Origin of the sequence: Psychrobacter sp. 1Y6 (assembly GCF_052258385.2) — a bacterium.
Taxonomy (GTDB): domain Bacteria; phylum Pseudomonadota; class Gammaproteobacteria; order Pseudomonadales; family Moraxellaceae; genus Psychrobacter.
In genome coordinates this window covers 2,557,536-2,584,056 of record NZ_JBQQEW020000001.1, presented here as the reverse complement: position 1 = coordinate 2,584,056, position 26,521 = coordinate 2,557,536, and the positions used below count along the sequence as shown (strand labels likewise).

General features: G+C 42.4%; 40 protein-coding genes. 36 read left to right on the top strand and 4 right to left on the bottom strand.

Translation table 11 applies throughout. The features are described 5' to 3' along the window. Positions 1–34: 34 nt before the first annotated feature. The 29 genes from ACTXGF_RS24520 to rplQ all read left to right on the top strand — a co-directional run bounded on the left by ACTXGF_RS24520 (position 35) and on the right by rplQ (position 16,153). Positions 35–1,636, top strand: a complete 1,602-nt coding sequence (locus ACTXGF_RS24520; RefSeq protein ID WP_443535431.1) for an Rne/Rng family ribonuclease — start codon at positions 35–37, stop codon at positions 1,634–1,636. A gap of 410 nt (positions 1,637–2,046) precedes the next feature. Next, positions 2,047–2,358, top strand: a complete 312-nt coding sequence (gene rpsJ, locus ACTXGF_RS24515; RefSeq protein ID WP_010196670.1) for a 30S ribosomal protein S10 — start codon at positions 2,047–2,049, stop codon at positions 2,356–2,358. Positions 2,359–2,407: 49 nt separating this feature from the next. After that, entirely contained in the window at positions 2,408–3,046 is a 639-nt protein-coding gene (gene rplC / locus ACTXGF_RS24510) for a 50S ribosomal protein L3 (RefSeq protein WP_057758696.1), read from the top strand. A 14-nt stretch (positions 3,047–3,060) separates the two neighbouring features. After that, positions 3,061–3,663, top strand: coding sequence for a 50S ribosomal protein L4 (gene rplD / locus ACTXGF_RS24505; RefSeq protein WP_057758698.1), 603 nt, complete (start codon positions 3,061–3,063; stop codon positions 3,661–3,663). Continuing rightward, positions 3,660–4,010 carry a 50S ribosomal protein L23 gene (gene rplW / locus ACTXGF_RS24500; RefSeq protein ID WP_057758700.1) on the top strand — a complete coding sequence of 117 codons (351 nt, stop codon included), beginning with the start codon at positions 3,660–3,662 and terminating at the stop codon, positions 4,008–4,010. Before rplD ends, rplW begins: the two co-directional genes overlap by 4 nt. A gap of 11 nt (positions 4,011–4,021) precedes the next feature. Continuing rightward, positions 4,022–4,849: a 50S ribosomal protein L2 gene (gene rplB, locus ACTXGF_RS24495; protein WP_057758702.1), complete on the top strand. Its 828-nt coding sequence runs from the start codon at positions 4,022–4,024 to the stop codon at positions 4,847–4,849. 12 nt (positions 4,850–4,861) lie between these two features. Beyond that, positions 4,862–5,137, top strand: a complete 276-nt coding sequence (rpsS, locus tag ACTXGF_RS24490) for a 30S ribosomal protein S19 (protein ID WP_010196682.1) — start codon at positions 4,862–4,864, stop codon at positions 5,135–5,137. Between the two features lie 10 nt (positions 5,138–5,147). Beyond that, positions 5,148–5,477 (top strand): 50S ribosomal protein L22, encoded by a 330-nt coding sequence (rplV, locus tag ACTXGF_RS24485; RefSeq protein WP_021813373.1) that lies wholly within the window; start codon positions 5,148–5,150, stop codon positions 5,475–5,477. Positions 5,478–5,480: 3 nt separating this feature from the next. Next, positions 5,481–6,203, top strand: coding sequence for a 30S ribosomal protein S3 (gene rpsC / locus ACTXGF_RS24480; protein ID WP_057758704.1), 723 nt, complete (start codon positions 5,481–5,483; stop codon positions 6,201–6,203). Between the two features lie 3 nt (positions 6,204–6,206). Continuing rightward, positions 6,207–6,620: a 50S ribosomal protein L16 gene (gene rplP / locus ACTXGF_RS24475; RefSeq protein WP_025644399.1), complete on the top strand. Its 414-nt coding sequence runs from the start codon at positions 6,207–6,209 to the stop codon at positions 6,618–6,620. Beyond that, positions 6,620–6,817, top strand: a complete 198-nt coding sequence (rpmC, locus tag ACTXGF_RS24470; protein WP_025644397.1) for a 50S ribosomal protein L29 — start codon at positions 6,620–6,622, stop codon at positions 6,815–6,817. Before rplP ends, rpmC begins: the two co-directional genes overlap by 1 nt. Continuing rightward, positions 6,814–7,089, top strand: coding sequence for a 30S ribosomal protein S17 (gene rpsQ / locus ACTXGF_RS24465; RefSeq protein WP_021813375.1), 276 nt, complete (start codon positions 6,814–6,816; stop codon positions 7,087–7,089). Before rpmC ends, rpsQ begins: the two co-directional genes overlap by 4 nt. Before the next feature lie 183 nt (positions 7,090–7,272). Then, complete coding sequence (gene rplN, locus ACTXGF_RS24460; protein ID WP_010196702.1) at positions 7,273–7,641, top strand: 50S ribosomal protein L14; 369 nt, start codon at positions 7,273–7,275, stop codon at positions 7,639–7,641. 8 nt (positions 7,642–7,649) lie between these two features. Continuing rightward, on the top strand, positions 7,650–7,967 hold the full coding sequence (gene rplX, locus ACTXGF_RS24455) for a 50S ribosomal protein L24 (protein ID WP_101204866.1): 318 nt from the start codon (positions 7,650–7,652) through the stop codon (positions 7,965–7,967). 21 nt (positions 7,968–7,988) lie between these two features. Further along, complete coding sequence (rplE, locus tag ACTXGF_RS24450; protein WP_101204865.1) at positions 7,989–8,525, top strand: 50S ribosomal protein L5; 537 nt, start codon at positions 7,989–7,991, stop codon at positions 8,523–8,525. Between the two features lie 12 nt (positions 8,526–8,537). Further along, complete coding sequence (gene rpsN, locus ACTXGF_RS24445; RefSeq protein ID WP_010196705.1) at positions 8,538–8,843, top strand: 30S ribosomal protein S14; 306 nt, start codon at positions 8,538–8,540, stop codon at positions 8,841–8,843. Between the two features lie 11 nt (positions 8,844–8,854). Beyond that, on the top strand, positions 8,855–9,253 hold the full coding sequence (gene rpsH / locus ACTXGF_RS24440) for a 30S ribosomal protein S8 (protein ID WP_057758708.1): 399 nt from the start codon (positions 8,855–8,857) through the stop codon (positions 9,251–9,253). A gap of 176 nt (positions 9,254–9,429) precedes the next feature. Further along, positions 9,430–9,963: a 50S ribosomal protein L6 gene (gene rplF / locus ACTXGF_RS24435; RefSeq protein ID WP_057758710.1), complete on the top strand. Its 534-nt coding sequence runs from the start codon at positions 9,430–9,432 to the stop codon at positions 9,961–9,963. Between the two features lie 11 nt (positions 9,964–9,974). Then, entirely contained in the window at positions 9,975–10,325 is a 351-nt protein-coding gene (gene rplR, locus ACTXGF_RS24430) for a 50S ribosomal protein L18 (RefSeq protein ID WP_057758713.1), read from the top strand. A gap of 2 nt (positions 10,326–10,327) precedes the next feature. Further along, positions 10,328–10,843, top strand: coding sequence for a 30S ribosomal protein S5 (rpsE, locus tag ACTXGF_RS24425; protein WP_057758716.1), 516 nt, complete (start codon positions 10,328–10,330; stop codon positions 10,841–10,843). Between the two features lie 20 nt (positions 10,844–10,863). Beyond that, positions 10,864–11,043, top strand: coding sequence for a 50S ribosomal protein L30 (rpmD, locus tag ACTXGF_RS24420; RefSeq protein WP_057758718.1), 180 nt, complete (start codon positions 10,864–10,866; stop codon positions 11,041–11,043). Beyond that, entirely contained in the window at positions 11,043–11,483 is a 441-nt protein-coding gene (gene rplO / locus ACTXGF_RS24415; RefSeq protein ID WP_057758719.1) for a 50S ribosomal protein L15, read from the top strand. The genes rpmD and rplO overlap by 1 nt, the downstream gene beginning before the upstream one ends. Before the next feature lie 19 nt (positions 11,484–11,502). Then, positions 11,503–12,834, top strand: coding sequence for a preprotein translocase subunit SecY (gene secY, locus ACTXGF_RS24410; RefSeq protein ID WP_166739245.1), 1,332 nt, complete (start codon positions 11,503–11,505; stop codon positions 12,832–12,834). A 31-nt stretch (positions 12,835–12,865) separates the two neighbouring features. Further along, positions 12,866–12,982, top strand: a complete 117-nt coding sequence (rpmJ, locus tag ACTXGF_RS24405) for a 50S ribosomal protein L36 (protein WP_010196721.1) — start codon at positions 12,866–12,868, stop codon at positions 12,980–12,982. A gap of 247 nt (positions 12,983–13,229) precedes the next feature. Further along, entirely contained in the window at positions 13,230–13,586 is a 357-nt protein-coding gene (gene rpsM / locus ACTXGF_RS24400; RefSeq protein ID WP_021813384.1) for a 30S ribosomal protein S13, read from the top strand. 20 nt (positions 13,587–13,606) lie between these two features. Beyond that, positions 13,607–13,996 (top strand): 30S ribosomal protein S11, encoded by a 390-nt coding sequence (gene rpsK / locus ACTXGF_RS24395; protein WP_010196728.1) that lies wholly within the window; start codon positions 13,607–13,609, stop codon positions 13,994–13,996. 48 nt (positions 13,997–14,044) lie between these two features. Then, positions 14,045–14,686, top strand: coding sequence for a 30S ribosomal protein S4 (rpsD, locus tag ACTXGF_RS24390; protein ID WP_057758723.1), 642 nt, complete (start codon positions 14,045–14,047; stop codon positions 14,684–14,686). Between the two features lie 80 nt (positions 14,687–14,766). Further along, the gene (locus ACTXGF_RS24385) at positions 14,767–15,774 is read left to right on the top strand and encodes a DNA-directed RNA polymerase subunit alpha (RefSeq protein WP_021813386.1); all 1,008 of its coding nucleotides are present in this window, start codon (positions 14,767–14,769) and stop codon (positions 15,772–15,774) included. Positions 15,775–15,793: 19 nt separating this feature from the next. Beyond that, positions 15,794–16,153 (top strand): 50S ribosomal protein L17, encoded by a 360-nt coding sequence (rplQ, locus tag ACTXGF_RS24380; RefSeq protein ID WP_021813387.1) that lies wholly within the window; start codon positions 15,794–15,796, stop codon positions 16,151–16,153. Positions 16,154–16,262: 109 nt separating this feature from the next. On the opposite strand, the gene ACTXGF_RS24375 is transcribed toward rplQ, so the two are convergent. Continuing rightward, positions 16,263–16,883, bottom strand: coding sequence for an L-threonylcarbamoyladenylate synthase (locus ACTXGF_RS24375; protein WP_102077934.1), 621 nt, complete (start codon positions 16,881–16,883; stop codon positions 16,263–16,265). A 232-nt stretch (positions 16,884–17,115) separates the two neighbouring features. Continuing rightward, positions 17,116–17,859, bottom strand: a complete 744-nt coding sequence (locus ACTXGF_RS24370) for an elongation factor P hydroxylase (protein WP_443535435.1) — start codon at positions 17,857–17,859, stop codon at positions 17,116–17,118. Between the two features lie 182 nt (positions 17,860–18,041). On the opposite strand from ACTXGF_RS24370, the gene ACTXGF_RS24365 reads away from it, so the two are divergent. From ACTXGF_RS24365 to lysM, 6 genes are all read left to right on the top strand, one after another. After that, the gene (locus ACTXGF_RS24365) at positions 18,042–18,635 is read left to right on the top strand and encodes a YceD family protein (RefSeq protein WP_443535437.1); all 594 of its coding nucleotides are present in this window, start codon (positions 18,042–18,044) and stop codon (positions 18,633–18,635) included. Positions 18,636–18,953: 318 nt separating this feature from the next. After that, positions 18,954–19,136 (top strand): 50S ribosomal protein L32, encoded by a 183-nt coding sequence (gene rpmF, locus ACTXGF_RS24360; RefSeq protein WP_057758809.1) that lies wholly within the window; start codon positions 18,954–18,956, stop codon positions 19,134–19,136. A gap of 425 nt (positions 19,137–19,561) precedes the next feature. Next, complete coding sequence (fabD, locus tag ACTXGF_RS24355; RefSeq protein ID WP_191114795.1) at positions 19,562–20,530, top strand: ACP S-malonyltransferase; 969 nt, start codon at positions 19,562–19,564, stop codon at positions 20,528–20,530. Beyond that, positions 20,527–21,255 (top strand): 3-oxoacyl-ACP reductase FabG, encoded by a 729-nt coding sequence (fabG, locus tag ACTXGF_RS24350; protein WP_057758813.1) that lies wholly within the window; start codon positions 20,527–20,529, stop codon positions 21,253–21,255. The genes fabD and fabG overlap by 4 nt, the downstream gene beginning before the upstream one ends. Positions 21,256–21,525: 270 nt before the next feature. Further along, a complete protein-coding gene (gene acpP / locus ACTXGF_RS24345; protein WP_057758815.1) occupies positions 21,526–21,762 on the top strand; it encodes an acyl carrier protein in 237 nt (78 codons plus the stop codon). Positions 21,763–22,044: 282 nt separating this feature from the next. Continuing rightward, complete coding sequence (gene lysM / locus ACTXGF_RS24340) at positions 22,045–22,554, top strand: peptidoglycan-binding protein LysM (protein ID WP_443535438.1); 510 nt, start codon at positions 22,045–22,047, stop codon at positions 22,552–22,554. Between the two features lie 145 nt (positions 22,555–22,699). Here lysM and queG read toward each other — a convergent pair whose 3' ends face one another. After that, positions 22,700–23,857 (bottom strand): tRNA epoxyqueuosine(34) reductase QueG, encoded by a 1,158-nt coding sequence (gene queG / locus ACTXGF_RS24335; RefSeq protein WP_443535439.1) that lies wholly within the window; start codon positions 23,855–23,857, stop codon positions 22,700–22,702. Between the two features lie 245 nt (positions 23,858–24,102). Between queG and ACTXGF_RS24330 the strand changes: the two genes are divergently transcribed. Further along, entirely contained in the window at positions 24,103–25,926 is a 1,824-nt protein-coding gene (locus ACTXGF_RS24330; RefSeq protein WP_443535441.1) for an NAD(P)H-hydrate dehydratase, read from the top strand. A gap of 22 nt (positions 25,927–25,948) precedes the next feature. On the opposite strand, the gene ACTXGF_RS24325 is transcribed toward ACTXGF_RS24330, so the two are convergent. Beyond that, positions 25,949–26,446, bottom strand: coding sequence for a DUF4124 domain-containing protein (locus ACTXGF_RS24325; protein ID WP_443535443.1), 498 nt, complete (start codon positions 26,444–26,446; stop codon positions 25,949–25,951). Positions 26,447–26,521: the final 75 nt, after the last annotated feature.

The following is a 26,521-nucleotide window of genomic DNA, read 5'->3' as shown; positions in this document are numbered from 1 at the left end:
CTAATAAGAAAGCTGAGAGATAAGAGAAAAAACTATGTCCGAAGAGCTGCTGATTAATATTAGTCCAATGGAATCCCGTGTTGCGGTTTTAGACAATGGTATTTTGGGCGAGATTTATATTGAACGACATCACAAACTGGGGTTGGTCGGCAATATCTATCTGGGAACGGTCGTACGTGTCCTTCCTGGTATGCAGGCAGCCTTCGTAGATATTGGTCAATCGCGGACCGCATTTCTACATGTCAACGATATGCAGCGTGAACCACGCCCCGTCGCAGAAAAAAACAAAGCGGCTAAGGCCACTAAGCACGAGATAAATGAGGACGATGCAACTACCAACGCTGCTGCTGATAGCTTGGCTGTGACACCACCTGTTGTCAGTGCGCAAAGCACAGAGATCGTACCAGCGTCTAAAACATTGATTCAGCATCGTCTGCATGAAAGTCAGCGTATTTTGGTACAGGTAACCAAAGACCAGTTAGGGAGCAAAGGTGCTCGTCTAACGACCAACATCTCACTGCCATCACGTTATCTAGTATATTTGCCATCGAGTGATCATATTGGTATATCGCAGCGTATCGATGGTGAAGAAGAGCGTAGCCGATTAAAGACTGAGCTTAGTAGCCTAATGCAGACGGTCAATCTAAAAGGTGGACTGATTGCCCGTACTGCAGCCGAGCGCGTTCCTGTCGATAAGCTAGAAGAGGACATCTATTATTTATTGCAGCTATGGCGTACCATCTGTGCTCGTCGCCAAGAGATTAATCATCATCAGAGCTCAGAGCTGATCTATCAAGAACTGTCATTACCATTACGTTCTATCCGTGATTTGGTTCACGCTGATACCGAAAAAGTCATTATTGATAATACGCAAATCTATGAGCAAGTCAGATACTTTGCCAAAGAGTTTGTTCCATTCGTTTATGATCGAATCGTGCACTACACCGCTGAGCAGTCGTTATTCGATGTACACCGTGTCGAGGATGACTTACGTGACGCACTAAAGCGCCGTGTGGATCTAAAGTCTGGTGGTTATCTGATTATCGATCAAACCGAAGCCATGACCACGATTGATGTCAATACAGGCTCTTTTGTGGGTGGTCGCTCATTAGAGGATACGGTTTATAAGACTAATCTAGAAGCCACACATGCTATCGCTCGTCAGCTACGACTACGTAATCTAGGCGGCATTATTATTCTAGATTTTATCGATATGCTTGAACAGCAGCATAAAGATGACGTGCTTGAGAGTTTACAGGCGCAGCTTACCCAAGATTATGCAAAAACTAAGATTACGCAGGTTAGTGAACTTGGCTTAGTGGAGATGACACGCAAGCGCACGCGTGAGTCGTTGGGCCAGCAGCTTTGTGAACCGTGTTCAACTTGTCAAGGTCGCGGGTTTGTCAAAACGGCAGAGACGGTTTGCTTTGAGATCTTCCGTGAGATTATGCGCTGCGCCCGTACTTATAATTCTCCCAAAAAGTTCACAGTGGTGGCTCATGCGGCAGTCATTGACTTACTACTTACGACAGAGTCAGACACAGTGGCTGATTTAGAGTATCTACTGGGTAGGGTCATTACTTTTGATGTAGAGAATCTATACACCCAAGAGCAGTATGATATTGTTTTAGATTAATATTATTCAAAACAAATGATAGTTCTAGATGAAAGTATTTATGTGACTGAATATTAGTCTAAGAATGAGCATCTCTAATCACAATAGAGATTGCTCTTGCAATACCTAAAATACTATGTATAATATACACCACTGAATTATATATGCGCAGCTGAATAAAAAAAGCTGGCGCTATGACAGCTAGAGCATCGTTTCTAGCACTATTTCATTATGCCTTTGCTACTTTCCATTTAATAGGAGGGTTGGCGGGGCTTTAAACTATTTTGCTTTTGGCACGCTATAAGTTCGGATAAAGAACTCATTCTGGTTAAGAACAGAAGGCCGCTTTAAGTGAATATTTAACCAAACTGCTTTTGATCATGGTCTTGCGACGCAAGAATGACAAAGGCACATATTAGGAGCTTGCTGGCATGGCTAACCAGAGAATCCGTATCCGTCTTAAGTCTTTTGATCATCGTCTGATTGATCAATCTGCACAAGAGATTGTTGATACTGCAAAGCGCACCGGTGCGCAAGTTTGTGGTCCTGTACCGTTGCCGACTCGCATTGAGCGCTTCAACGTTCTAACCTCACCACACGTTAACAAAGACGCTCGTGACCAGTACGAAATCCGTACTCATAAGCGTATGGTTGATATCGTTCAGCCAACTGACAAAACTGTGGATGCGCTAATGAAATTAGATTTAGCGGCGGGTGTTGACGTTCAAATTGCTTTGGGTTAATGCACATTAAACACCCAACCCATTAATATAAGATATAAAGAGGTCTAAAATGGCGATCGGTTTAGTCGGTAAAAAGTGCGGCATGACCCGTGTCTTCACTGAAACAGGCGCATCTATCCCTGTAACAGTTGTTGAGGTCGATGCAAACCGCATTACTCAAGTAAAAAATACTGATGTAGATGGTTATCAAGCCATCCAAATTACCACAGGTACTCGTCGTGACAGCCGCGTAACAGCTGCACAAAAGGGTCACTTCGCTAAAGCTGGCGTTAAAGCTGGCCGTGGTGTTTGGGAATTCCGTGCCAACGAAAGCGATCTTGAAGGTCGTGAGATTGGTGGCGAGATTCTAGCTGACTTGTTCGAACAAGGTCAGATGGTTGATGTGACAGGACAGAGCAAAGGTAAAGGTTTCCAAGGCCCTGTTAAGCGTCACAACTTTAGTATGCAAGATGCTACTCATGGTAACTCAGTGTCTCATCGTGCGCATGGTTCAACTGGTCAAAACCAGTCACCAGGTAAAGTATTCAAAGGCAAGAAGATGGCGGGCCAGATGGGTAACAAACGTGTTACCGTTCAGGGCCTAGAAGTGATTTCGGTTGATGCCGAAAAAGGGTTACTTGTCATCAAGGGTGCTATCCCAGGTGCCACCGGTGGCGATGTTATCGTACGTCCGTCAGTCAAAGCCTAAGCAAGGGGATTAACGTGGATTTAAAAACAGTTACAGGTGCGGCGGTTGAGCTTTCTGATACGGCATTTGGTCGTGAATTCAACGAAGCACTAGTGCATCAAGTCGTCACCGCTTATTTAGCTGGTGCTCGCCAAGGTACACGCGCACAAAAAACACGTGCCGAAGTTTCTGGCGGTGGTATTAAGCCATGGCGCCAAAAAGGTACTGGTCGCGCTCGTGCGGGTTCTATTCGTAGCCCAATCTGGCGTTCAGGTGGTCGTGCATTCGCTGCAAAACCACAAGATTGGTCACAGAAAGTAAACCGTAAAATGTATCGCGGTGCGATGCAGTGCATCCTAGCAGAATTGATTCGTCAAGAGCGTCTGATTTTGGTAGAAGAGTTGAGCGTTTCTGGGCCGAAAACCAAAGAACTGATTGCTAAGTTAAACGATTTGAATGCACCTCGTGCACTAATCGTTACTAAAGAAGTTGATGAAAACTTATACTTAGCTGCTCGCAACATTCCACATGTCAATGTACTTGGTACAAACGAAGTGGACCCAGTGAGCTTGATCGCATTTGATAAAGTGATCATGTCAGTTGAAGCTGCGAAACAATTTGAGGAAGCACTAGCATGAATAACGCAAGACTTTATCAGGTCTTAAGAGGGCCTGTATTCTCAGAAAAATCTCAAATGCTTGGCGACTCACTTGGTGTGCAGGTATTTAAAATTGATTCTAATGCTACTAAGCTTGAAGTCAAGAAAGCAGTTGAGTTGATGTTTGAAGGTGTTGAAGTTACTAAAGTAAACACTTTGAATGTTAAAGGTAAGACAAAGCGTTTTGGTAAAAGCATCGGCCGTCGTAACGACTACAAAAAAGCCTATGTTACCTTAAAAGCTGGTCAAGATGTACAAATGGCTGATGCTGGTGAAGAAGTAGCGAATACTACTGATTCTACTAGTGAAACAGCGAATAACGAATAAGGATTACACTCATGCCTATCGTAAGAGCAAAGCCAACATCACCAGGCCGTCGTTTTGTTGAAAAAGTAGTGCATCCACACCTGTACAAAGGTCGTCCGTTTGCAGCACTTCTAGAATCAAAAAGCAAGTCAGGTGGTCGTAACAATAATGGCCGCATTACTACTCGTCACATTGGCGGTGGTCATAAGCAACATTATCGCATTATCGATTTCAAACGTACTAAAGACAATATCCCAGCAACGGTAGAGCGTATCGAATACGATCCTAACCGTACTGCTCATATTGCTCTACTTAAGTATGCTGATGGCGAACGTCGTTACATTATCGCTGCTAAGAAACAAGTAGTTGGTGATACAGTAATGTCAGGCGAGACTTCTCCAATTCGTCCAGGTAACTGCTTACCGCTAAAAAACATCCCATTGGGTACTGTGATTCACAATATCGAGCTTAAAATCGGTAAAGGTGCACAGATGGCTCGTTCTGCGGGTGCTAGCGTTCAGTTATTAGGTCGTGACGGTGTTTATGCTATTCTACGTATGCGTTCTGGCGAAACTCGCCGTGTACACGTAAATTGCCGCGCTGTTATTGGTGAAGTTTCTAACACTGAAAACAACTTGAAATCACTTGGTAAAGCCGGTGCTTCACGTTGGCGTGGTGTTCGTCCTTCTGTTCGTGGTGTCGCTATGAACCCGGTTGATCACCCACACGGTGGTGGTGAAGGTCGTAACAAAGGTCGCCATCCAACCAGCCCTTGGGGTCAGAAGTCTAAAGGACTTAAAACGCGTCACAATAAGCGTACTGACAACATGATCATCCGCCGTCGCGCCAAGAAGAAATAAAGGAAGAATTTCATGCCTCGTTCATTGAAAAAAGGTCCATTCATAGACGCGCACTTGTTTGCTAAAGTTGAGAATGCATTAGACACCAACTCACGCAAGCCAATTAAGACTTGGTCGCGCCGCTCGATGATTCTGCCACAAATGGTTGGCCTAACTTTATCTGTTCACAACGGCCGTACTCATGTACCGGTTATCGTGAGCGAGCAGATGGTTGGTCATAAACTAGGTGAATTTGCCCCGACTCGTACGTATCGTGGTCACGGCATTGACAAAAAAGCTAAGAGATAAGGTGCTTACCATGGAAGTAACTGCAAAATTACGCGGTGCCGCCATATCGGCACAAAAAGTTAGACTCGTTGCTGATGAAGTTCGTGGCAAATCTATTGAGCGTGCTTTGGATATCCTAACGTATAGCAATAAAAAAGGCGCTGTGTTTGTTAAGAAATGCCTTAACTCAGCCATCGCCAATGCCGAACATAATCACGGCTTAGATATTGACGACCTAAAAGTCGCTACTATCTATGTTGATGAAGGCATTACGCTAAAACGTATCCTACCACGTGCCAAAGGCCGTGCTGATCGTATCAGCAAGCGTACTTGTCACATCACTATAAAGGTAGGAGAATAAGTTATGGGTCAAAAAGTACATCCAATCGGAATTCGTCTTGGTGTTGTAAAAAAGCATAACGCAAACTGGTATGCTAACCCTAAACAATACTCAGAATACCTAATCAACGACATTCAAGTTCGTGAATATCTACGCAAAAAGCTAGATAACGCTATGATCAGCAACATCATGATCGAGCGTCCTACTGGCGCTGCTAAGATTACCATCGCCACTGCGCGTCCTGGTATTGTTATCGGTAAGAAAGGCGAAGATATCGAAAGACTTCAAAAAGAATTGACCAAAATTATGGGCGTACCTGCTCAGGTCAACATTGAAGAAATCACGTCACCTGACCTTGATGCACGTTTGGTAGCAGACGGCATCGGTAGCCAGCTTGAGCGTCGTGTTATGTTCCGTCGTGCGATGAAACGCGCGGTACAGAACAGCATGCGTTCTGGTGCTAAAGGTATCAAGGTTGAGCTGTCTGGCCGTCTAGGCGGTGCTGAGATTGCTCGTAGTGAATGGTACCGTGAAGGTCGTGTGCCATTGCATACACTCCGTGCTGATATTGACTACTCGTCAATTCGTGCAGAGACAACTTACGGCACCATCGGTGTTAAAGTTTGGATTTTCCGTGGCGAAATCCTTGACGGTATGAACAGTGTATATAATCCCGTCAAAGAAGAGCAGACTCGTGCGCCAAAACGCCGTGGTCGTGGAAACCGTCGAAACTCAGACAGAGGTTAAACTATGTTACAGCCAAAACGTACCAAGTTTCGTAAAATGCACAAAGGTCGTAACACTGGGCTAGCTCATCGTGGAAGCACCGTTGCATTCGGACAAATTGGTCTAAAATCATTGACGCGTGGTCGTATGACAGCTCGTCAAATCGAAGCAGCACGTCGTACCATCACTCGTAAAATTAAGCGTGGCGGTAAGATTTGGATTCGTGTATTCCCTGACAAACCAATTACCAACAAACCATTAGAAGTACGTATGGGTAAAGGTAAAGGTCCAGTAGAATATTGGGTATGCGAAATCAAACCTGGTAAAGTGCTATATGAAATTGAAGGGGTATCTGAAGAGCTTGCTCGTGATGCATTAACGCTCGCTGCAGCAAAATTGCCCTTTAAAACTACCATTGTTAAGCGGACGATAATGTAATGAAGATCAGTGAATTACGTGATAAATCATTAGAAGAACTGACCCAGTTACTTGATGAAAAGCAACTTGATGCTTTCCGTATTCGTATGGCTAAAGCAACTGGTCAGTTGGGTAATACCCATGAAGTTAGAGCCAATCGTCGCACGATTGCCCAGCTTCAGACTTTGATTAACGAGAAACAACGAGGCGACTCATGAGCGATAACAATCAAACAGCTACCAATGCTAGCGTATTGACAGGACGAGTTGTCAGCGACAAGATGGATAAGTCCATCACAGTTTTGATTGAGCGTCTGGTTCGTCATCCTTTGTATGGCAAGCAGCTTCGTCGTTCTACGAAAATCAAAGCTCATGATGAGAATAACGTTTGCCAACAAGGCGACCTTGTCCGCATCAAAGAAACGCGTCCAATCTCAAAAACTAAGTCTTGGACTTTAGTTGATGTGGTTGAAAAAGTAGAAAAAATCTAAGTAAATTGCATTAAAAGCCAGAAGCTGTTAAAATAGCCGCCTTTTTAAGGATGCTGATTGCGCCGAGCGTATATCACTCACATTAAGAGTAAGTCGCGGTTATTTATATTAAAATGCCGTCCTACTCATTCTGTGCTAGCGGCAGCAACTGGTTTTTATTGCTCATACGTGTGGAGTAACGCTATGATTCAGGTTGAGTCAATGCTGGAAGTTGCAGACAATAGCGGTGCAAGGCGAGTTCAGTGCATTAAAGTACTGGGTGGTTCTCATCGTCGTTATGCATCAGTTGGCGACATTATTAAAGTAACGGTTAAAGAAGCCATTCCTCGTGGTCGTGTTAAAAAAGGCGACGTGATGAATGCAGTAGTTGTACGTACCAAAAAAGGCGTTCGTCGTCCAGATGGTTCTGTGTTACGTTTTGACGACAATGCTGCGGTATTGTTGAACCAAAACAAAGCGCCGATTGCAACTCGTATTTTTGGACCGGTAACTCGTGAACTACGTGGTGATCAGTTTATGAAAATTGTATCACTAGCACCAGAAGTATTGTGAGGTAATCCATGTCAAAATTACGTAAAGGCGATACAGTTATCGTGATTGCTGGGAAAGACAAAGGCAAGCAAGGTACTGTACAAGCTGTAAAAAACGATCGTATTAAAGTTGAAGGCATTAATATTGTTACTAAACATCAGAAGCCAAATCAGGCAACTGGCGTTGAAGGTGGCATTCTTAAGCAAGAAGCTTTTCTGCATATCTCAAATGTCGCAATCTTAAATGCGCAAACCCAAAAAGCAGACCGTATTACTTATCAGTTTGGCGAAGACGGCAAGAAACAACGCGTCTATCGTTCAAGCGGTGAAGTAGTGGCGACTGCGTAAGACACTAAGGGTGTAATGGTAATGGCAAGATTAAAATCTTTATATAACGATGAACTAAAGCAGCAAATCAAAGAAGAGCTTGGTTTGGCAAATGTGATGCAAGTGCCTAAAATCACTAAAATCACACTTAACATGGGTGTAGGCGGCGCGTCTCAAGACAAGAAATTGTTGGAAGGTGCTGTAGCTGATATGACCGCGATTGCTGGTCAAAAACCTGTTGTCACCAAAGCGCGTAAATCAGTTGCTGGCTTTAAGATTCGTGAAGAATGGCCAATTGGCTGTAAAGTAACGCTACGCGGTGAGCAAATGTACGAATTTTTAGATCGTCTCGTTGCCATTGCAATTCCTCGTATTCGTGATTTCCGCGGTTTTTCACCTAAAGCCTTTGACGGACGTGGTAACTACTCATTGGGTATCAAAGAGCAAATCGTATTCCCAGAAGTAGATTTTGACAAGATTGATCGTATCCGTGGTATGGATGTGACAATCACCACGTCAGCTCAATCTGATGAAGAAGGTCGTGCGTTGCTTAAAGCATTCGGCTTCCCATTTAAATAAGGTAAAGACGTTATGGCAAAGAAGAGCATGATTAACCGCGAATTAAAGCGCGAAAAAATGGTTGCTAAATATGCTGAAAAGCGTATCAAGCTAAAAGAAACTATCAGTGATATGACTGCAAGTGACGAAACTCGTATGGAAGCGATGTTAGAGCTACAAGCTCTTCCACGCAACTCATCACCAGTACGTCTGCGTAATCGTTGTGCTATCACCGGTCGTCCTCACGGTTACTTCCGCAAGTTTGGCTTGTCACGCAATATGCTGCGTGAGCGTGTCATGCAAGGCGATGTGCCTGGTGTTCGTAAAGCAAGCTGGTAAGGAGTAACTATATGAGTATGCAAGATACCGTTGGGGATATGCTAACCCGTATCCGTAACGCACAAATGGCTAACAAAGTATCGGTAGCAATGCCGAGCTCTAAATTACGTAAATCAATTGCTGATTTGCTAGTTAGCGAAGGTTATGTGGCGAGCGCTGTTGTTACTGAGCAAGAAAACAACAAAGCAACCCTTACTATTGAATTGAAATACTTCGAAGGCCGTGCGGTTATCGAAACTATTCAACGTTATAGCCGCCCTGGTCTTCGCCAATTCCGCGGTAAAGACGAAATCCCTACTGTTAAGCAAGGTATGGGTGTTGCTATCGTATCTACTAGCCAAGGTATCATGAGCGATCGTGCTGCACGCGCTGCTGGTATCGGTGGTGAAATCGTCGCATTTGTAGCATAAGCTATACGACGATGAAGTCTATTTGATGGTTGTTAGGCTTCTATTGATTGAATAATATTAAATTATTTTGAATTGATAGATGTCTAACACAGTCAACTATGCTAAACTAACACGCTTTTTAGCCTGTTAGTTTTTTCGCTAATATAAAGAAGTTAAATTTTTTAAGGAATATTCCTATGTCTCGTGTGGCTAAAGCCCCAGTGACGCTGCCAAACGGCGTAAGCGTTACTTTGAACGATCGGCAGGTCGAAGTTAAAGGCAAGAACGGTTCTATGTCTTTACGCCTGCATGAATTGGTCGAGCTGAAACAGGAAGATGATGCTATCATTTTCTCACCTACAGTCGATTCAAAAGAAGCTATGATGCACACTGGCACCATGCGCGCTCTTGTTAACAACTATGTTACTGGCGTGAACGAAGGCTTTGAAAGACGTCTTCAGTTAATTGGTGTTGGTTATCGCGCGCAAGTTACTGGTAACAAGGTAACCTTGAACGTTGGTTATTCTCATCCAGTAGAGTATACGTTACCTGAAGGTGTATCAGCTGAAACGCCAACTCAAACTGAAATTGTTTTGAAATCAAACAATAAACAGCAGCTTGGTCAAGCAGCCGCTAACATCCGTGGTTTCCGCCCACCTGAGCCTTACAAAGGTAAAGGTATTCGTTATAGTGACGAGCATGTGATTCGCAAAGAAGCTAAGAAAAAATAAGGTGAGTTGAAATGTTTGATAAAAAAGCAGCTCGTCTGCGTCGAGCTAAGAAAACACGCGCGCATATCCGTTTCTTAGGCGTTCATCGCTTAACGGTTAACCGCACGTCAAAACATATTTATGCCCAGATTATCTCTCCAAATGGTGGTGAAGTGATTGCTCAGGCATCTACCTTAGACAGCAGCTTGCGTTCAGGCGCGACTGGTAATGCTGATTCAGCAACGTCTGTAGGCCAAATGATCGCAGAACGCGCAAAAGCAGCTGGCATTACTAAAGTTGCCTTTGACCGTAGTGGTTTCAAATATCATGGTCGAGTTAAAGCTTTAGCAGAAGCTGCTCGCGAAAACGGATTGGAGTTTTAATCATGGCTAGAAATGATAAAAATGATAAAAATGAACAGACTGACGGTCTAGTAGAACGCTTAGTTACCGTTGATCGCGTAGCGAAAGTTGTTAAAGGTGGTCGTATTTTCTCTTTCACTGCATTGACTGTAGTGGGTGATGGAAATGGTCGTGTAGGTTTTGGTCGTGGTAAAGCACGTGAAGTGCCAGCTGCTATCCAAAAAGCACTAGAAGCTGCCAAACGTAATATGATTACTGTTGAGCTAAATGATGCAACTTTGCATCATCCAATCAAAGCACGTCATGGTGCTAGTAAAGTCTATATGCAACCTGCATCTGAAGGTACTGGCGTAATCGCTGGTGGCGCAATGCGTGCTGTATTAGAAGTTGCTGGTGTCAAAGATGTTTTGACTAAATGTTATGGTTCTACCAATACTGCTAACGTTGTTCGCGCAACGTTTAACGGTTTACGTGATATGTCAACTCCAGAGAAGATGGCAGCTAAACGTGGTAAATCTGTAGACGAAATCTTGGGTTAACTTAGACTAGGTGAGTTACGATGAAAAAAATGAAAGTCACTCAATTTAAATCGGGTGCCCATCGCCTAAAGAGCCACAAAGCGAGCTTGAAAGGATTGGGTTTACGCCGTATTAATCATACTGTAGTAGTAGAAGATACTCCTTCGACTCGTGGTATGGTCAATCGCGTTAACTACATGGTAAAAGTGGAGGAAGCGTAATGGGTCTTAGATTAAATGAATTATCACCAGGTGTTGGCGCAAAGAAAACTGCCCAACGTCGTGGTCGTGGTATCGGTTCAGGTCTTGGTAAGACTGGTGGTCGTGGTGTAAAAGGTCAGAAATCTCGTTCAGGTTCTAGCATTCGCTCAGGATTTGAAGGTGGTCAGATGCCTCTATATCGCCGTCTACCAAAATTTGGTTTTACCAGTAAACTGGCTATGAAGACTGCTGAAGTACGTCTTTCTGAACTGAATAAAATTGAAGGCGATGTAGTTAGCCTTGAAACACTTAAAGCTGCTAATCTTATCCGTCACGATATGAAACGTGCTCGTGTAATGCTATCAGGCGAAGTCACTAAAGCTTATACTTTCAAAGGTATTAAAGTGACTAAAGGTGCTAAGCAAGCTATCGAAGCTGCTGGTGGTAGCATCGAGGAGTAGTAACGTGTCAAAACAATCAATGTCATCGGCTGGTATACCGCTTAATCCATTTGCATTTATACGTAAGTATGATGAGCTATGGACGCGTTTATTATTTTTAATCGGCGCATTGATTGTTTATCGTTTAGGGTCACATATTCCAGTTCCGGGTATTAACCCAGTTAACTTGGCTGATCTGTTTTCGCGCAACGAAAACACCATTCTGAGCATGTTTAATATGTTCTCAGGTGGTGCGCTAGAGCGTATGTCTATCATGGCACTTGGCATTATGCCATATATTTCAGCATCGATTATCGTACAGATGATGTCTGCAGTATTGCCATCGCTTGAAGCCCTCAAAAAAGAAGGTGAAGCGGGACGACGCAAGCTAAACAAGTATACCCGTCAGGGAACGCTTGCTTTAGCCCTAGTACAGTCACTAGGAATGTGTGCCGGCTTAATCAGCCAAAACCTTACTTTATCTACTGGTCTTACCTTTTATATTCCAGCTGTTACTTCTTTAGTAGCAGGCGCAATGTTCTTAATGTGGCTTGGTGAGCAGATTACAGAACGTGGCGTAGGTAATGGTATTTCAATGCTCATTTTTGCGAGTATTGTGGCTGGTACGCCAGGTATGATTTCGCAGTCTATTGAACAGGTCAATCAAGGTCAGATGAACTTGATTGTACTATTTATTTTTGTACTGCTAGGTATCGCGGTTACTGCGGGTATCGTTTATATTGAACGTGCTCAACGCCGTGTTCCTGTGAACTATGCTCAAAAGCAGCAACAAGGCCGCAAAATTTACGCTCAGCAGCAATCACATTTGCCGTTGAAGCTAAATATGGCAGGGGTTATCCCAGCTATTTTTGCCAGTTCTTTGTTATTGTTTCCTGCAAGTTTAGGGCAGTGGGTCGGTCAATCGACTGATCCTACCTTTGTACAGAAAATACTTCAAAATATGGCATTGGTGTTGTCTCCAGGACAGCCGCTATATTTAGTACTGTTTGGCGCAATGATTATTTTCTTCTGTTATTTTTATACGGCATTGGTATTTAGTCCGCGTGAAGTAGCAGAGAACCTTAAACGTAGTGGTGCGTATATCCCAGGTATTCGCCCAGGACAACAAACTCAGCGTTACCTCGATCATGTATTAAACCGACTGACCTTTATTGGCGCGATGTATATGACGGTTATTTGTTTAATGCCAATGGTCGTCCAGTCATCGTTTGGTGTGCCGTTTCAACTCGGTGGTACGTCTTTACTGATTATGGTGGTTGTGGTAATGGACTTCATCTCGCAGATTCAAGCGCATTTGATGACCCATCAATATCATGATCAGACGTTAATTCAATCGCCCACTCAACCTTAAATGAGCGGTACGATATTTCAAGGAGCATGCTATGAAAGTTCAAGCATCAGTTAAAAAGATTTGTGGTAGCTGTAAAGTTGTGCGCCGTAAAGGCCGTGTACATATTATTTGTACAGCAGAACCTCGCCACAAGCAACGTCAAGGTTAATCTTTAGTATTAGAAAACATCTAGTTTTCGCTGCTAATTAAATTAATACTTGAAAAATAACGGCGGATGCGATATCATCCGCCACTTGCCGTGTTTATACAAAATCTTTTATAATAGAATCGATGAGCAGACTTATAGTCAAAACATCGATAATAATTATAAAAGCTCTAGTATTAACAGCAACAAATCTGAAGAGTAAAGCCTTATCGCTAGATAACGCTTATTTTTCTTTAATGGAGAGAAATCAATGGCTCGTATTGCCGGCGTAAACATTCCGGATAATAAGCATGCTGTTATTTCACTAACTTACATCTTTGGTGTAGGTCGTACCACTGCTCAGAAAATCTTAGAAGCAGTTGGCATCGCCCCTACTACTAAAGTCAGTCAGTTAGATGATACACAGTTAGATGCTATCCGTGCACAAGTTGCAAACTACATGACTGAAGGTGACCTTCGTCGTGAAGTTTCAATGAACATCAAGCGTTTAGTTGATCTTGGTTGTTACCGTGGCATCCGTCATCGTCGTAACCTACCAGTTAGAGGTCAGAACACCAAGAACAACGCTCGTACTCGTAAGGGTCCGACACGCCCTCTCAAAAGATAATTAACTTAGGAAGCTAAAAGATGGCAAAAGACACTCGCAGTCGCAAAAAGGTGGCTCGTCGTTCAGTATCGGAGGGCATTGCCCATATCCATGCGTCTTTTAATAACACCATTGTTACGATTACCGATCGTCAAGGTAATGCATTGGCTTGGGCCACTTCAGGTGGACAAGGCTTCCGTGGTTCACGTAAATCTACACCATTTGCAGCTCAGGTTGCAGCTGAAGTCGCTGGTAAAGCGGCCCAAGAATATGGTGTTAAGAATATCGATGTTTTGGTCAAAGGACCAGGACCGGGTCGTGAGTCTGCGGTAAGAGCACTAGGTGCATTGGGTTATAAAGTTAACAGCATCTCTGATGTAACCCCAATCCCACACAATGGTTGCCGTGCGCCGAAAAAGCGCCGCGTCTAATATTAAAGACGAAGCTTTTTATACTAAAAGCTTATAGGAGACATAACAATGGCCCGCTATATTGGACCAAAACTGAAATTATCACGTCGTGAAGGTACGGATTTAGGCCTTAAGTCTGGCGTTAAACCGTATGACGTAAAAACGAAGAAAGCTGGTCGTCCACCAGGTCAGCATGGCGTAAGCCGTAACAAGACCTCAGAATATGCTCTACAGTTGCGTGAAAAGCAAAAAGTTAAGCGTATTTATGGTGTACTAGAGCGTCAATTCGCGAACTACTATAAAGAAGCTGCTCGTAAGCGTGGCGCTACTGGTGAAAACTTGCTAGCAATGCTTGAGAGCCGTCTAGATAACGTTGTATATCGCATGGGCTTTGGCTCAACTCGCGCAGAAGCACGTCAGCTAGTCAGTCATCGTACTGTTATGGTAAAAAAAGCTGGCCGTGATGAGTTTGTTCGTGTGAACATTCCTTCAATTCAGCTTCAAGATGGTGATGTCATCGCTATCCAAGAGAAATCTCGCGAACAACTACGTATTAAAAACGCTATCGAATTAGCGACACAACGTGGTATTCCAGAATGGCTTGATGTTGACCACAGCAAACTACAAGGCACGTTTAAACATGCGCCTGATCGTATTGATCTACCTGCTGAAATCAACGAAAGCTTGATCGTTGAGCTATACTCTAAGTAATGACGTAATGCTCAATGTTATGAAAATGGCATTGAGCAATTAACGTTAATTAAACCAGTTTAATAAATCGAGGTGACATCATGATGCTAAATGCAACTGAGTTTCTAACGCCGAATGCCATTAATGTGGATACGGTTAACGAAACGATTGCGAAAGTCACGCTCGAACCGTTAGAACGCGGCTTTGGGCATACCCTAGGTAATGCTCTGCGTCGCATCTTGTTATCTTCATTACCTGGTGCTGCAGTCATTGAAGCTGAGATTGATGGTGTTGACCATGAATACTCAACGCTTGAAGGCCTGCAAGAAGACGTACTTGATTTGCTTTTGAACCTAAAAGGCTTAGCAATTACTCTTCATGACCAAAATGAAGTATTTTTGACCTTGGATAAACAAGGTCCAGGCACTATTACTGCTGCAGACATCGCGTTGCCGCACAATGTTGACATCATCAATCCAGAATTGGTCTTGGGTACATTGAGCGACCGTGGTCATCTTAAGATGCGTTTGCGTGTAGTGATGGGTCGTGGATATGAGCCAGCAAACCAGCGCCGTGAAGATGGTGATACTAAAGCAATTGGACGCTTAAAGCTTGATGCAAGTTTTAGTCCTGTGCTTCGTGTTGCTTATCAGGTTGAGAACGCTCGTGTAGAGCAGCGTACTGATCTTGATCGTCTTATCATTGAGCTTGAAACTAATGGCACTATAGATCCAGAAGAAGCAATTCGTAAAGCAGCCACTATTTTACAACAACAGATTTCTATCTTTGTTGACCTAGAAGCTGAAGAAGCGCCTGAGCCTGTGAAAGAGAAAGAAGAGGTTGATCCGGTGCTATTACGCCCTGTGGACGATCTTGAACTAACGGTTCGCTCAGCCAACTGCTTGAAAGCTGAAAACATTTACTATATCGGTGATTTGGTACAGCGTTCAGAGACTGAACTTCTAAAAACCCCAAATCTTGGTAAGAAATCATTGACAGAAATCAAGGACGTATTAGCGTCTAAAGATTTAGAGCTCGGTATGCGCCTAGATAACTGGCCACCAGCTGATTTACGTGTTGATGATCGCTTTTCTTATCGTAGCCGTTAAACTTTAAGGATTTTTGACTATGCGCCATCGTAAGAGTGGAGTCAAGCTGGGTCGTACCGGCAGTCATCGTAAGGCAATGTTTCAGAACATGACTAACTCATTATTTGAGCATGAACTGATCAAAACAACTTTACCAAAAGCTAAAGAACTACGTCGCGTTGCCGAGCCATTGATCACTATGGCTAAAGAAGACAGCGTTGCTAACCGTCGTTTAGCATTCAGCCGTATGCGTAGCAAAGCTATGGTAGGCAAGTTATTTGGCACGTTAGGTCCTCGTTACCAGACGCGTCCAGGTGGTTATTTGCGTATCGTAAAATGCGGTTACCGTGATGGTGACAATGCGCCAATGGCTTATGTAGAATTGGTTGATCGCGACTAGTTTTGCACCAAGACATATTTCATAAAAAAGCTCCAATGCAATTGGAGCTTTTTTTTGTCTTAAATTTGACCAAATATACTAGTAGCTGTTTAAAGCAATAATTAGCTGCTTAGAGTAATAACGAATCGACATTGGCCGCACCTTGTCTGATAACTTCAGGAACGCTGCTAGTCATATCCACGATAGTAGTAAGCTTGGTCGTCTTTATACCTGCATTGATGAGACCATCGATTTGATTGCCTAGCAAATCTTCAATCTCAAATGGGTCATCCAAAATATCGTCTCGATTAGGCAAAATCAGTGAGCTGGTTAAGATAGGTTCATCCATTGCTTCTAATAATGCTTGAGCAATAGGGTTACTAGGTACACGAATACCAATGGTCTTTTTCTTTGCATGCGCCAGTTTTTTCGGTACGTCTTTGGTGGCAGTAAGAATAAAAGTAATTGGAGCAGGGGTATGGGCTTTCAGCTGTTTAAATTGCACATTATCAACTGTTGCATAATTGGCAATTTCGCTCAAGTCGCGGCACAGCAAGGTAAATTGATGCTTATCATCGAGTTCACGGATTTGCTTAAGCTTAGCTAGGGCATCCTTTGCACCCAAACGGCAACCAAAAGCATAACTGGTATCCGTTGGATAAATAATTAACTGATCTCTGCGCAATAGGTCAGCGGCTTGCTCAATGAGACGTGGCTGCGGATTATCGGGGTGAATATAGAAGACTTCCATAATGGTTCCTTATTTTATAATTATTGGTTTTTAATTGAGACAAATTTTTCATTAATTAGATGTGGTTCAATCACTGGATATATTAGAAAAACTATTCTAGAACTAAAGCAGATCGATATCTTCAAAATACCACTTCAGTTATCAGTATAGCTCAAAGTAGATATAAGTTTAGTGGCAAGGCGTTACCAACCGTAGAAAATCGTTAATAAGTAGGAACGCTTAGTAATTTAAACTAAGCGCTGATCTCAGATGAAGAAGTGCAAGCTCTAAGTAACGCAATCAGTAAAGTTTTAGCGTCACGCGGCAGAGTATGAGGTTTGGCTATATAGCTTTTTACTTGCTGATAGACATCACTAGCAAATGTGCTACTACTGGTGTCGAAGTCGGCAAACAAATTATCTTGTGAGACTTGGAAATTTCGTCCACACGCCAAAGTGAATAAACACTCTAATGCTTGAGGTTTGATTTCTACACGCTCAAATGCCTGCTGCTGCGCCGCTGATCGTCCATCTGGGGCATACCAGTAGCCAAAGTCAGATAGTTGTCTACGAGCGTCGCCAGCTACGCACCAATGACTGATTTCATGTAAAGCACTGGCAAAAAATCCGTGAGCGAATTCAATTCGAGCGGGTTCATTATTTTTAGCTGGAAAATACTCGGGTTCGCCATCACTACGAACCAATATAATTTGCTGATTAGCAAATAAAGTATTAAATAGCTGTATGAGCCAGTCGGTAGCTAATCGTTCGCTATCAACTACCAATTTTGCTAGGTAAATATTGTCAGATTGAGTACTAGACAATTCTTGCCACTGACTTCTGCATTCGTTTAAATACTCATCTTTATCATCAGAGAGTATATTGCTAGATGACCTTTCAGTATGACTCTTTAATTGAGTAAGCTGTTGTAGCAACGAACTTGCTTCAGTAGAAGAAAGTAAATCAGAAAAATTCATTTTATTATCGGATAGATTCATAGAGAAGACATTGATTTAATAAATACTAAAGACAAAAAACTTTAGGTAAAAAGGTAAGTAGTAAAAGAGCTTAAATAAATTTACTATCAAAAAATCTTAACATACTAGCGCTAGCAGAATATGGCACTTTCCGTTAGTATGGCAGGCAATATTATACACCGTTTTTATGAATGAGGCCGCGCATGTCAAGCACTCCAGAAACTAAACCGTCAGCACCTCACGCTGACAATAAAAAAGCGCCTGTATCTACTGGCATGCCTGAGCATATTTCTTTAGATAAGTGGGCAGACACTGGTTATGAATGGTCAGGAGAGGTAAAACCAAACTCGTTTGATCGTCTTGCTACTACTCTGAGCATTGAGCATGAGCAGTCAGATATACAGCTCAACGCTAACTTATATCGTCGCAACAACGTCTTGCATTTAGCATTTACTTTGACAGGTGATGTTTGGCTAACTTGTCAGCGCTGCTTACAACCAATCGCGATAGACTTGTCTGATGATTATGACATCGCGCTACTAGAAAACGATAGTCAGGTTCGTTTAGTTAAAGATGAACAAGATTATTTATTACTGGATGAAATTGTCACAGAGCAATCTCCAGAGCGTCTGTTGCCATTTAAAAAGTTGGTAGAAGACGAGATCTTGCTCAAGACGCCAATGGCGCCAAAGCATGACGATTGTGAGATGTCTGTTGAGCAGTTTGGCGAGATACCAGAAGAAGAGGAAGGTGAAAATCCTTTCGCTGCTTTAGCCTCGTTAAAAGGCAAACTATAAGCGTCAAAATTATCTACTCAATGCATTTAAAAAGCCTTTTATCAGCTTTGTACAGAAGAGTGCAAGGCAGGGCTTTATTAATTTAATAAACATGCGTATAATGTCCGGTTTATTGCATTCGAGCAACCTGTTGCTTGCTGATAGAAACTGACTGGGTAAATTTTTTATAGAATTCAGCCTTGGTCAGTGCTTTATGTGAGTGGCAATCTATTTAACTAATGATGCTTAAGACTTAGGTTGTTATGATTATATAGCCTCTGTCAGTATCGACTTAAGCTGAATTTCAAGCTTATCCCTTTTAAGTATAGGAGCTATATCATGGCTGTTCAAAAAAGTCGTAAAAGCCGTTCTCGTCGTGACATGCGCCGTTCACATCATCGTATGGAAATTGCTGAACTAAGCGTAGATGCTACTACTGGTGAAAAACATCGTCGTCATCACATGACTAAAGATGGTTTCTACCGTGGTCGTCAACTGTTCAAAGTCAGCCAAGACGCCTAAGACATTGGCTCTATGATAGCTTAGGCGAAGATGATAATAGTACTGGTGACTATTATTGTTTTTGCCTAGTTATTATTAGTCAATAAGCTTTGAGCTAAAAAAAGCCAAGTTATTTCGCTATCATATATTATGTGGCTGGATAACTTGGCTTTTTGTTATTTATAACCAGACTTATTGCTTAATTCGCTTGTTATTTTTAGTAGATTTAAAAATGTGCTGATATAATCTGCTCCTTTAATTTGAGCAGCGTTACTATTGCTGTTTGGTTTGCATCCGCTATGATAATCGTGTCTGTCAGTGTATAGTTTACTGACAATCCGTTTTCTTACATAAATACTTGAAGTAGCGGCTTTGTATAATATCTAATAATATAATACACCCCATTGTTTTTAGGGATATTTCTAATCAGATAAGGAATATTGGTTATGGCTTCTGTACCCGATATGGTAAAAAAGCAACCCGCTCGTATCGCGGTCATTTTTCCTGGACAAGGATCTCAAGCAGTCGCAATGACGAGTGAGCTTGCCGAAATCTATCCAGAGATACGCGATACATTTACCGAAGCGAGTGATGCGCTTGGTGAGGATTTGTGGGCAATCTGTCAGGACGAAGAAAAACTCAATCAAACCCAATATACTCAGCCTGCGCTTTTGACAGCTAGTATTGCTATTTGGCGTGTCCTACAACAAAAAATAGAAGAGACGCCTTGTTATTTAGCTGGTCACTCTCTGGGCGAGTACAGTGCCCTGTGTGCTGCCAATGTGATATCGCTTGGTGATGCAGTCACTTTAGTACATAAGCGCGGTCAGTTGATGCAAGAGGCCGTTGTAGGTGTTGATACTGCTATGGCTGCAGTATTAGGACTAGAAGACAACCGAGTTGAAAACTTGTGTGAGCAAGCAACCGAACACGTCGAAGATGCGGTAGTCGGTGCAGCCAACTTTAATAGTCCAGGACAAGTGGTTATCTCGGGTAACGCTGCTGGTGTTAATGCTGTTATTGATAAAGTCAAAAACACGGGCAAAAAATCTGTTCCTCTAAAAGTGAGTGTGCCATCTCATTGCGCACTTATGGAACCTGCCAGCAATGCATTGGCTGAGATACTAGCGGGTATCAAGTTTGATCAGGCAACCATTCCTGTTATACAAAATCGCTATGCGCGTGTTGAAACTAGTGCGGTCGGTATCAAGCAAGCATTGACCGAACAGCTCAGTGAGCCAGTATTGTGGTCAAAAACTATGCAAGAGCTAGCTGATAAGCAAATTAATATCTTAATTGAATGCGGCAGTGGTAATGTACTGAGCAATTTGGCGAAGCGTCAGGCGCAGCCAATCGCCAGCTATCCTACTGACAAGCCTGCCCGTCTAGAAAAATTATTGGAGGTGTTATCATGAGCCGTACGATTACATTAGTAACTGGCGCTAGCCGAGGTATCGGCAAAGCAGTGGCCAAGCGTTTTGCTAAAGAAGGACATTTTGTCATTGGAACTGCGACCACCGAGAAGGGCGCTGAGCTTATCGATGACTACCTTCATGACACTGGCGGTATTGGTCGTGTTTTAGACGTACGTGATACTGCTCAAATCGACAAACTGTTTGAAGAGATTGAAAGCGTTTATGGCGCGGTACAAGTATTGGTTAACAATGCTGGTATCACTCAAGATGGCCTACTGATGCGCATGAAAGATGAAGATTGGGAAAATGTTATCGATACCAATTTGACATCGGTATATCGCATGAGCAAACGTGCCGTACGCGGTATGATGAAAGCACGCCGTGGCCGTATTATTAACATTACCTCTGTCGTCGCTCAAATGGGCAATGCAGGTCAATCTAACTATGCGGCGACCAAAGCTGGCGTAGAAGGGTTTAGCCGTACGCTTGCACGTGAGATTGGTTCACGCCAAGTGACCATCAACTGCGTGGCACCAGGCTTGATCGAAACGGATATGACAGATGAGCTTGATGAGCGCCTATTGAACTCTATGTTAGATGCTGTACCTATCAGCCGTCTTGGTCAGCCAGAAGACATCGCTGCAGCGGTACATTTCTTGGCTAGCGACGAGGCCAGCTATATCACAGGCGCCGTTATTCCTGTCAATGGCGGCATGTATATGTAGTCAATATACGAGCGTTACATAGTTATAATAAAAAACTGTGTGAACGAGTGTAAACTATAATAAAGGGTGCTATAATGACGGATACTTTTGAGTCAAAGCCCTGTATGATAGCAGGGCTTTATTAGACATCAGACAGACTGTATAACATGTCATAGAGTACTCAGACAGCATTGCTAGTCTGGCAAACGCATTTTATATACCATGCTATGGCGTTAAATAAGGCGCTATAGCAGTTTATTAAAAATAATAGATGATAACGGAGTGATCTACATGAGTAATGATATCGAGCTAAGAGTAAAAGCAGCAGTAGCTGAGCAACTAGGTATGAATGTTGAAGACATTAACAACGATGCTTCATTCATGGAAGACCTAGGTGCAGATTCTTTAGACCTAGTTGAATTGGTTATGTCATTTGAAAGTGATTTTGGTATCACTATTCCTGATGAAGATTCTGCAGAATTGACTACTGTTCAAAAAGCAATTGATTACGTACAAGCCCAACTATAATCTGCTACTTATTTAGCAGGTTTATAATGCCGCTTATCTGATTAGATAGGCGGTTTTTTTATGGGCGCATGATTACTATCTTTGAACGCAGCAATCGAATTTAACATTGACTACGTCAATTCAACATTATTCAACATACTATTACTATCTACATCGACTCACTTTATCTATACTTATAATAGTAGGTCGTAGAAAAAGACGTCAGTTAGACATTTAAAATATTGTTTGATTGCGTGTTTTATTAAAAGAATGATAAATAATAATATTTCAAGGAGTAGATATATGGGTATGTTTAGCTTTGCAAAAGATATCGGTGATAAGATTTTTAACCGTGATGACGAAAAGCATGATGCTAAGACAGAAACGAAAGCAGATGCTAATACACCAGTACAAAGCAGTGAACCGAGTGCACAATCAGTTGCCAATATTTTATTGCGCCGTATTCAGCAGCAGAACCTCAATATCAGTAACCTGAAAATTAAATATAATGGTTCTACAGATACTGCAGAAATCAGTGGTAATGCTAAAACCCAAGCTGATCGTGAAAAAGCAATTATCGCTATCGGTAACGTGCAAAACGTTGCAAAAGTTATTGATAACATCGATATCGAAGAAGATGCACCTGAATCTACAATGTATACGGTAAAGTCTGGTGACAGTTTATCTAAGATTGCTAAAGAAGTTTATGGTTCATCTGGCGATTACATAAAGATATTTGAAGCAAACAAGCCAATGTTATCTGATCCAGATAAAATCTATCCAGGTCAAGTGTTACGCATTCCTAAGCCATAATTCTAGAAGAAGCGTATAGAAAGATAGTATTTTGAATATGATATTCTAATAAAAAAGTCTCTTATTATTAAGAGGCTTTTTTTATGTTGTACACTTCAAATAACCAATTTATCTCAGGGAGATTTGATAGTTATAAAGTGATTGGTTAATTAGTCGAGTCTAGCTTGTTGTGCTGCTCAGCTAGAGCCCATTCGATATGCTCATCTAGCATGTCATTATGTAAGGTCAATTTAGATTTTAACTGTTCGACTACTTCTAAGCTAGCATTAGCATTGCCAAGTCCGATAGCGATATTACGTAAAAAATTTACATAGCCGGTGCGTCTAAGCGGACTACCTTGAGTGTTCTTCATAAAGTCGGCTTCTTGCCACTGCCATAATTCAAGTAAGCTACTATTATCCAGTCCATGCCTTGGTGCAAAATCATCAACGGTAGTTAGATTGGCATAGCGATTCCATGGACAGATTAACTGACAATCATCACAGCCAAAGACCCGATTACCAATAGCTCGTCGATATTTGGTATCGATGACACCATCATGTTCGATAGTCAAATAGGAGATACAAGCAGAGGCGTTGAGCTCATGGGGCGCTACAATTGCTTGAGTAGGACATATATCAATACAAGCGCTACAACTACCGCAATGCTCCTTGACTGGTTTATCGTCGGGTAGCTCAAGGCTCAAAAATAGCTCACCAAGCACAAAAAATGAGCCAGCTTGCTTATTTATAAGTAGTGTATGTTTACCTGTCCAACCGAGACCTGCTGCATCTGCAATAGGCCGCTCAAAGATAGGCGCCGAATCGCTAAAAGGTCTAAACACAAATTCTTTCTCTGAACCGATATCTAAATGTTGCCATTCAGGGAGCATTGTTTCTATCTTTAAAGCCAATTGCTTTAAACGACTACGCATCGTTTTATGGTAGTCGCGCCCTCTTGCATAACGCGCGATGATGCCTTTATTGGGATGATCATTATCAGTGACAGCACGCGGTGTGGGTGCTTGAGTTAGATAGTCCATACGTACGCTGATGATGGTTTTTGCGCCCTCAACTAACTGATCAGGATGAGCGCGCAGGTCATGATTATTGTGCATAAACTGCAGCTGGCCCTCATAGCCTTTATCTAGCCACTTCTGTAGTTGTTCAATCTGCTGAGTAAACAAAGGATGATGCACAGACAAAAAACCACAATCAGCAAATCCTAGTGCCTGTGCTTGTGCTGTAATCCACTGCTTAACATCAGCTGTGGTTGCAAATACAGTTGGGTTCGTAATGGCGATTTTGTTTTTATCAGTAGGCATAGATAGTAGGTGCTTATTAGATGGTTTTCTCGTTTGTTTTAATCAGATTATTCATATCTGACAATCAGAGATAATGTAAATACCGCTATGATAAGCCAGTGAGCAATGAGTGCAAGTATAAAAGAAAATAAACTCATATTCATATTGATACATAAGTCGAGATAAGCTTTTGCTAAGCTGATATGAGAAATGAGCAACCAAATTTAGATAAAATAAAAAATGAGTAGAAACACCAAGGATAAGTTATGAGAAATAATACCAATTTGTCACCTATAAAAAATACAAAACCTATTGCGCTATATAGTAGTAAGCAGATTTATGCGATGGAACAGGCTTGGTTTGCAGAGGGGTACAATAGTTTTGGTTTGATGAAACAAGCCGCTTGGCAAATGACACAGCAAATAGAGCAGATTTATGAGCGAAAAACCGTCAGTGCCAGCCATTCTACCAATACCAACGTTTATCACCGTAGTGCTTATCCACATCGGGCAAGTATCTGGGTAGGGAAAGGTAACAATGGCGGTGATGGTTGGCTTATCGCTCATTATTTACAGCAAGCTGGCTGGCAAGTAGAAGTAATAACAGTTGGCTTTAGTAAAGATGATTTTATTATCGATGACCAATCAGTAACTTCTAAAAACTCTAACAATGGATACAGAGATAGTAGCAATATTACTGACGCGACAAAGGCATTACAGATAGCTTTAGCGAGCAACTGTCACTATCAACGTTTTGAGGACGTTATTGGTCACGATGATGCGGATAAAATAAACTTGCCAGCTGATATCTATATCGATGCATTATTTGGTATTGGCTTAGATCGTGCACCAGAGGGAGCCTATAAAGCAGCTATTAAAGTTTTTAATAACTTTACTCAACAAAATAACGCCTTAGCAATAGCAGTCGATATTCCAAGTGGGTTAGTGGCTTCTACTGGTGAGGTGTTTGAGCGCATAGCAATACAAGCTGACGTGACTCTATGTTTGATTACGCGCAAGTTTGGTCTACACACTAAAGACGGTACAGACTATAGCGGAGACGTAGTCGATATACCGTTAATACCTTATCAAAAGGCATGTCAGCAAACAGTTAGTCATCATATGATAGCTGAGAAAAATGCCATTCAAGCATTTGAGCCAGTTGCTACGCTGCTGACGGCTGCGCATAGTATGAATCTGCGTCGCCAAAACAGCTATAAAGGCAGCTATGGTCATGTATTAGTTATTGGCGGAAATCGCGTTGATGGCTCTCAGGGTATGGGCGGTGCTGCCATACTATCTGCGGCCAGTACGATGGCGACAGGTGCTGGTAAAATAACAGTTGCCTGTCATGAGGCTTTTCACGGGTCACTATTGACCTCATTACCAGATGCGATGACTATTAATTTACATGACATAAGCGGCGTGGAAGGTCTGATTAAGCAGGCTAGTATCGTTGCCATTGGGATGGGGCTTGGCCGTGACGAAAAAGCTAAAGCATTATTTATTAATTATGTACAGGCTGCTATAGAGAATGAAAAATCAATCGTGATCGATGCTGATGGACTTTATCACTTAGCATCACTGCACATTGATAATCACAAGCTAATAACAGAGTTAAGAGAATACAGTACTGATCATCGGGTTTGCTTGACGCCGCATAGTGGGGAAGCAGCTAGATTACTTGATCAAAAGATAAGTGAGATTGAGTCCAATAGACTGCAAGCTATAAAACAGTGCGCTGCAACATATGGTTGTGACTGGGTATTAAAAGGGGCAGGATCGTTAGTGTTAGAACAAGAAGAGGGAAAAGAAAGAGTATATGTCTGTAATGTGGGTAATGCTGGCATGGCAACCGCTGGCATGGGTGATGTGTTATCTGGGGTGACCGCTGGACTATTAGCACAGCAAGACTTATCAGCAGAGGCACGGAGCTTACATCAAGCGGTTCTTATACATGGGTTTGCAGGAGATGTATTAGTCAATCAAGCGAATAGCGACACCAATACATTGCTAGTGGGGCAACGAGGGCTACAAGCTCAGGATATGCCAGCAGCCATTCGTCACGTCATGCAGCTTATGATAGTTTGATATTTGCTTTCAAGAGGTCTAGCTAGGTAGAAGGGTTAGAGCAATACTGAGTAATTGCTTGCTGTACGCGCTCGCGCTTAAGCTCAATCTCACGACCATCTAAATATTGACGTTTACCGTTGGCATCCATCTCATAGATACGGCCGCCTACATTTAGGTTGGTCAAGTTATTACGCAGTGATTGGCAGCGTTGAGCATTAGCTTGAGCTTCTTGTTCTTTAATACGTGCTTCAAGTGCTGCTACTCGTTGTTCTTCTGCCGTTTGAGCATTGCTGCTTTGGCTAGGATCTGTTTTCCCTGCCATTTGTCCTGCATTATTCTGTCTACCATCACTACGAAACTCAATCAGTTCGATATTTTTACCGACTTGCGGCGCATGTTGGCTATATTTTACTTCACCGTGTGCCCCAATGGATTTATAAACTTGAATAGCCTGACTGGCATTCATGGACAGCATTAGCATACACGCAGTACTCATCAACAGTTTGGCAGCGGTATATATCTTAGACGCATATGCCATAGTAGCAATCCTCTTATTTAATAAAAATCAAATGTATATGGGTGTAAATATAACACTTGAACGTTTTATTGGTAG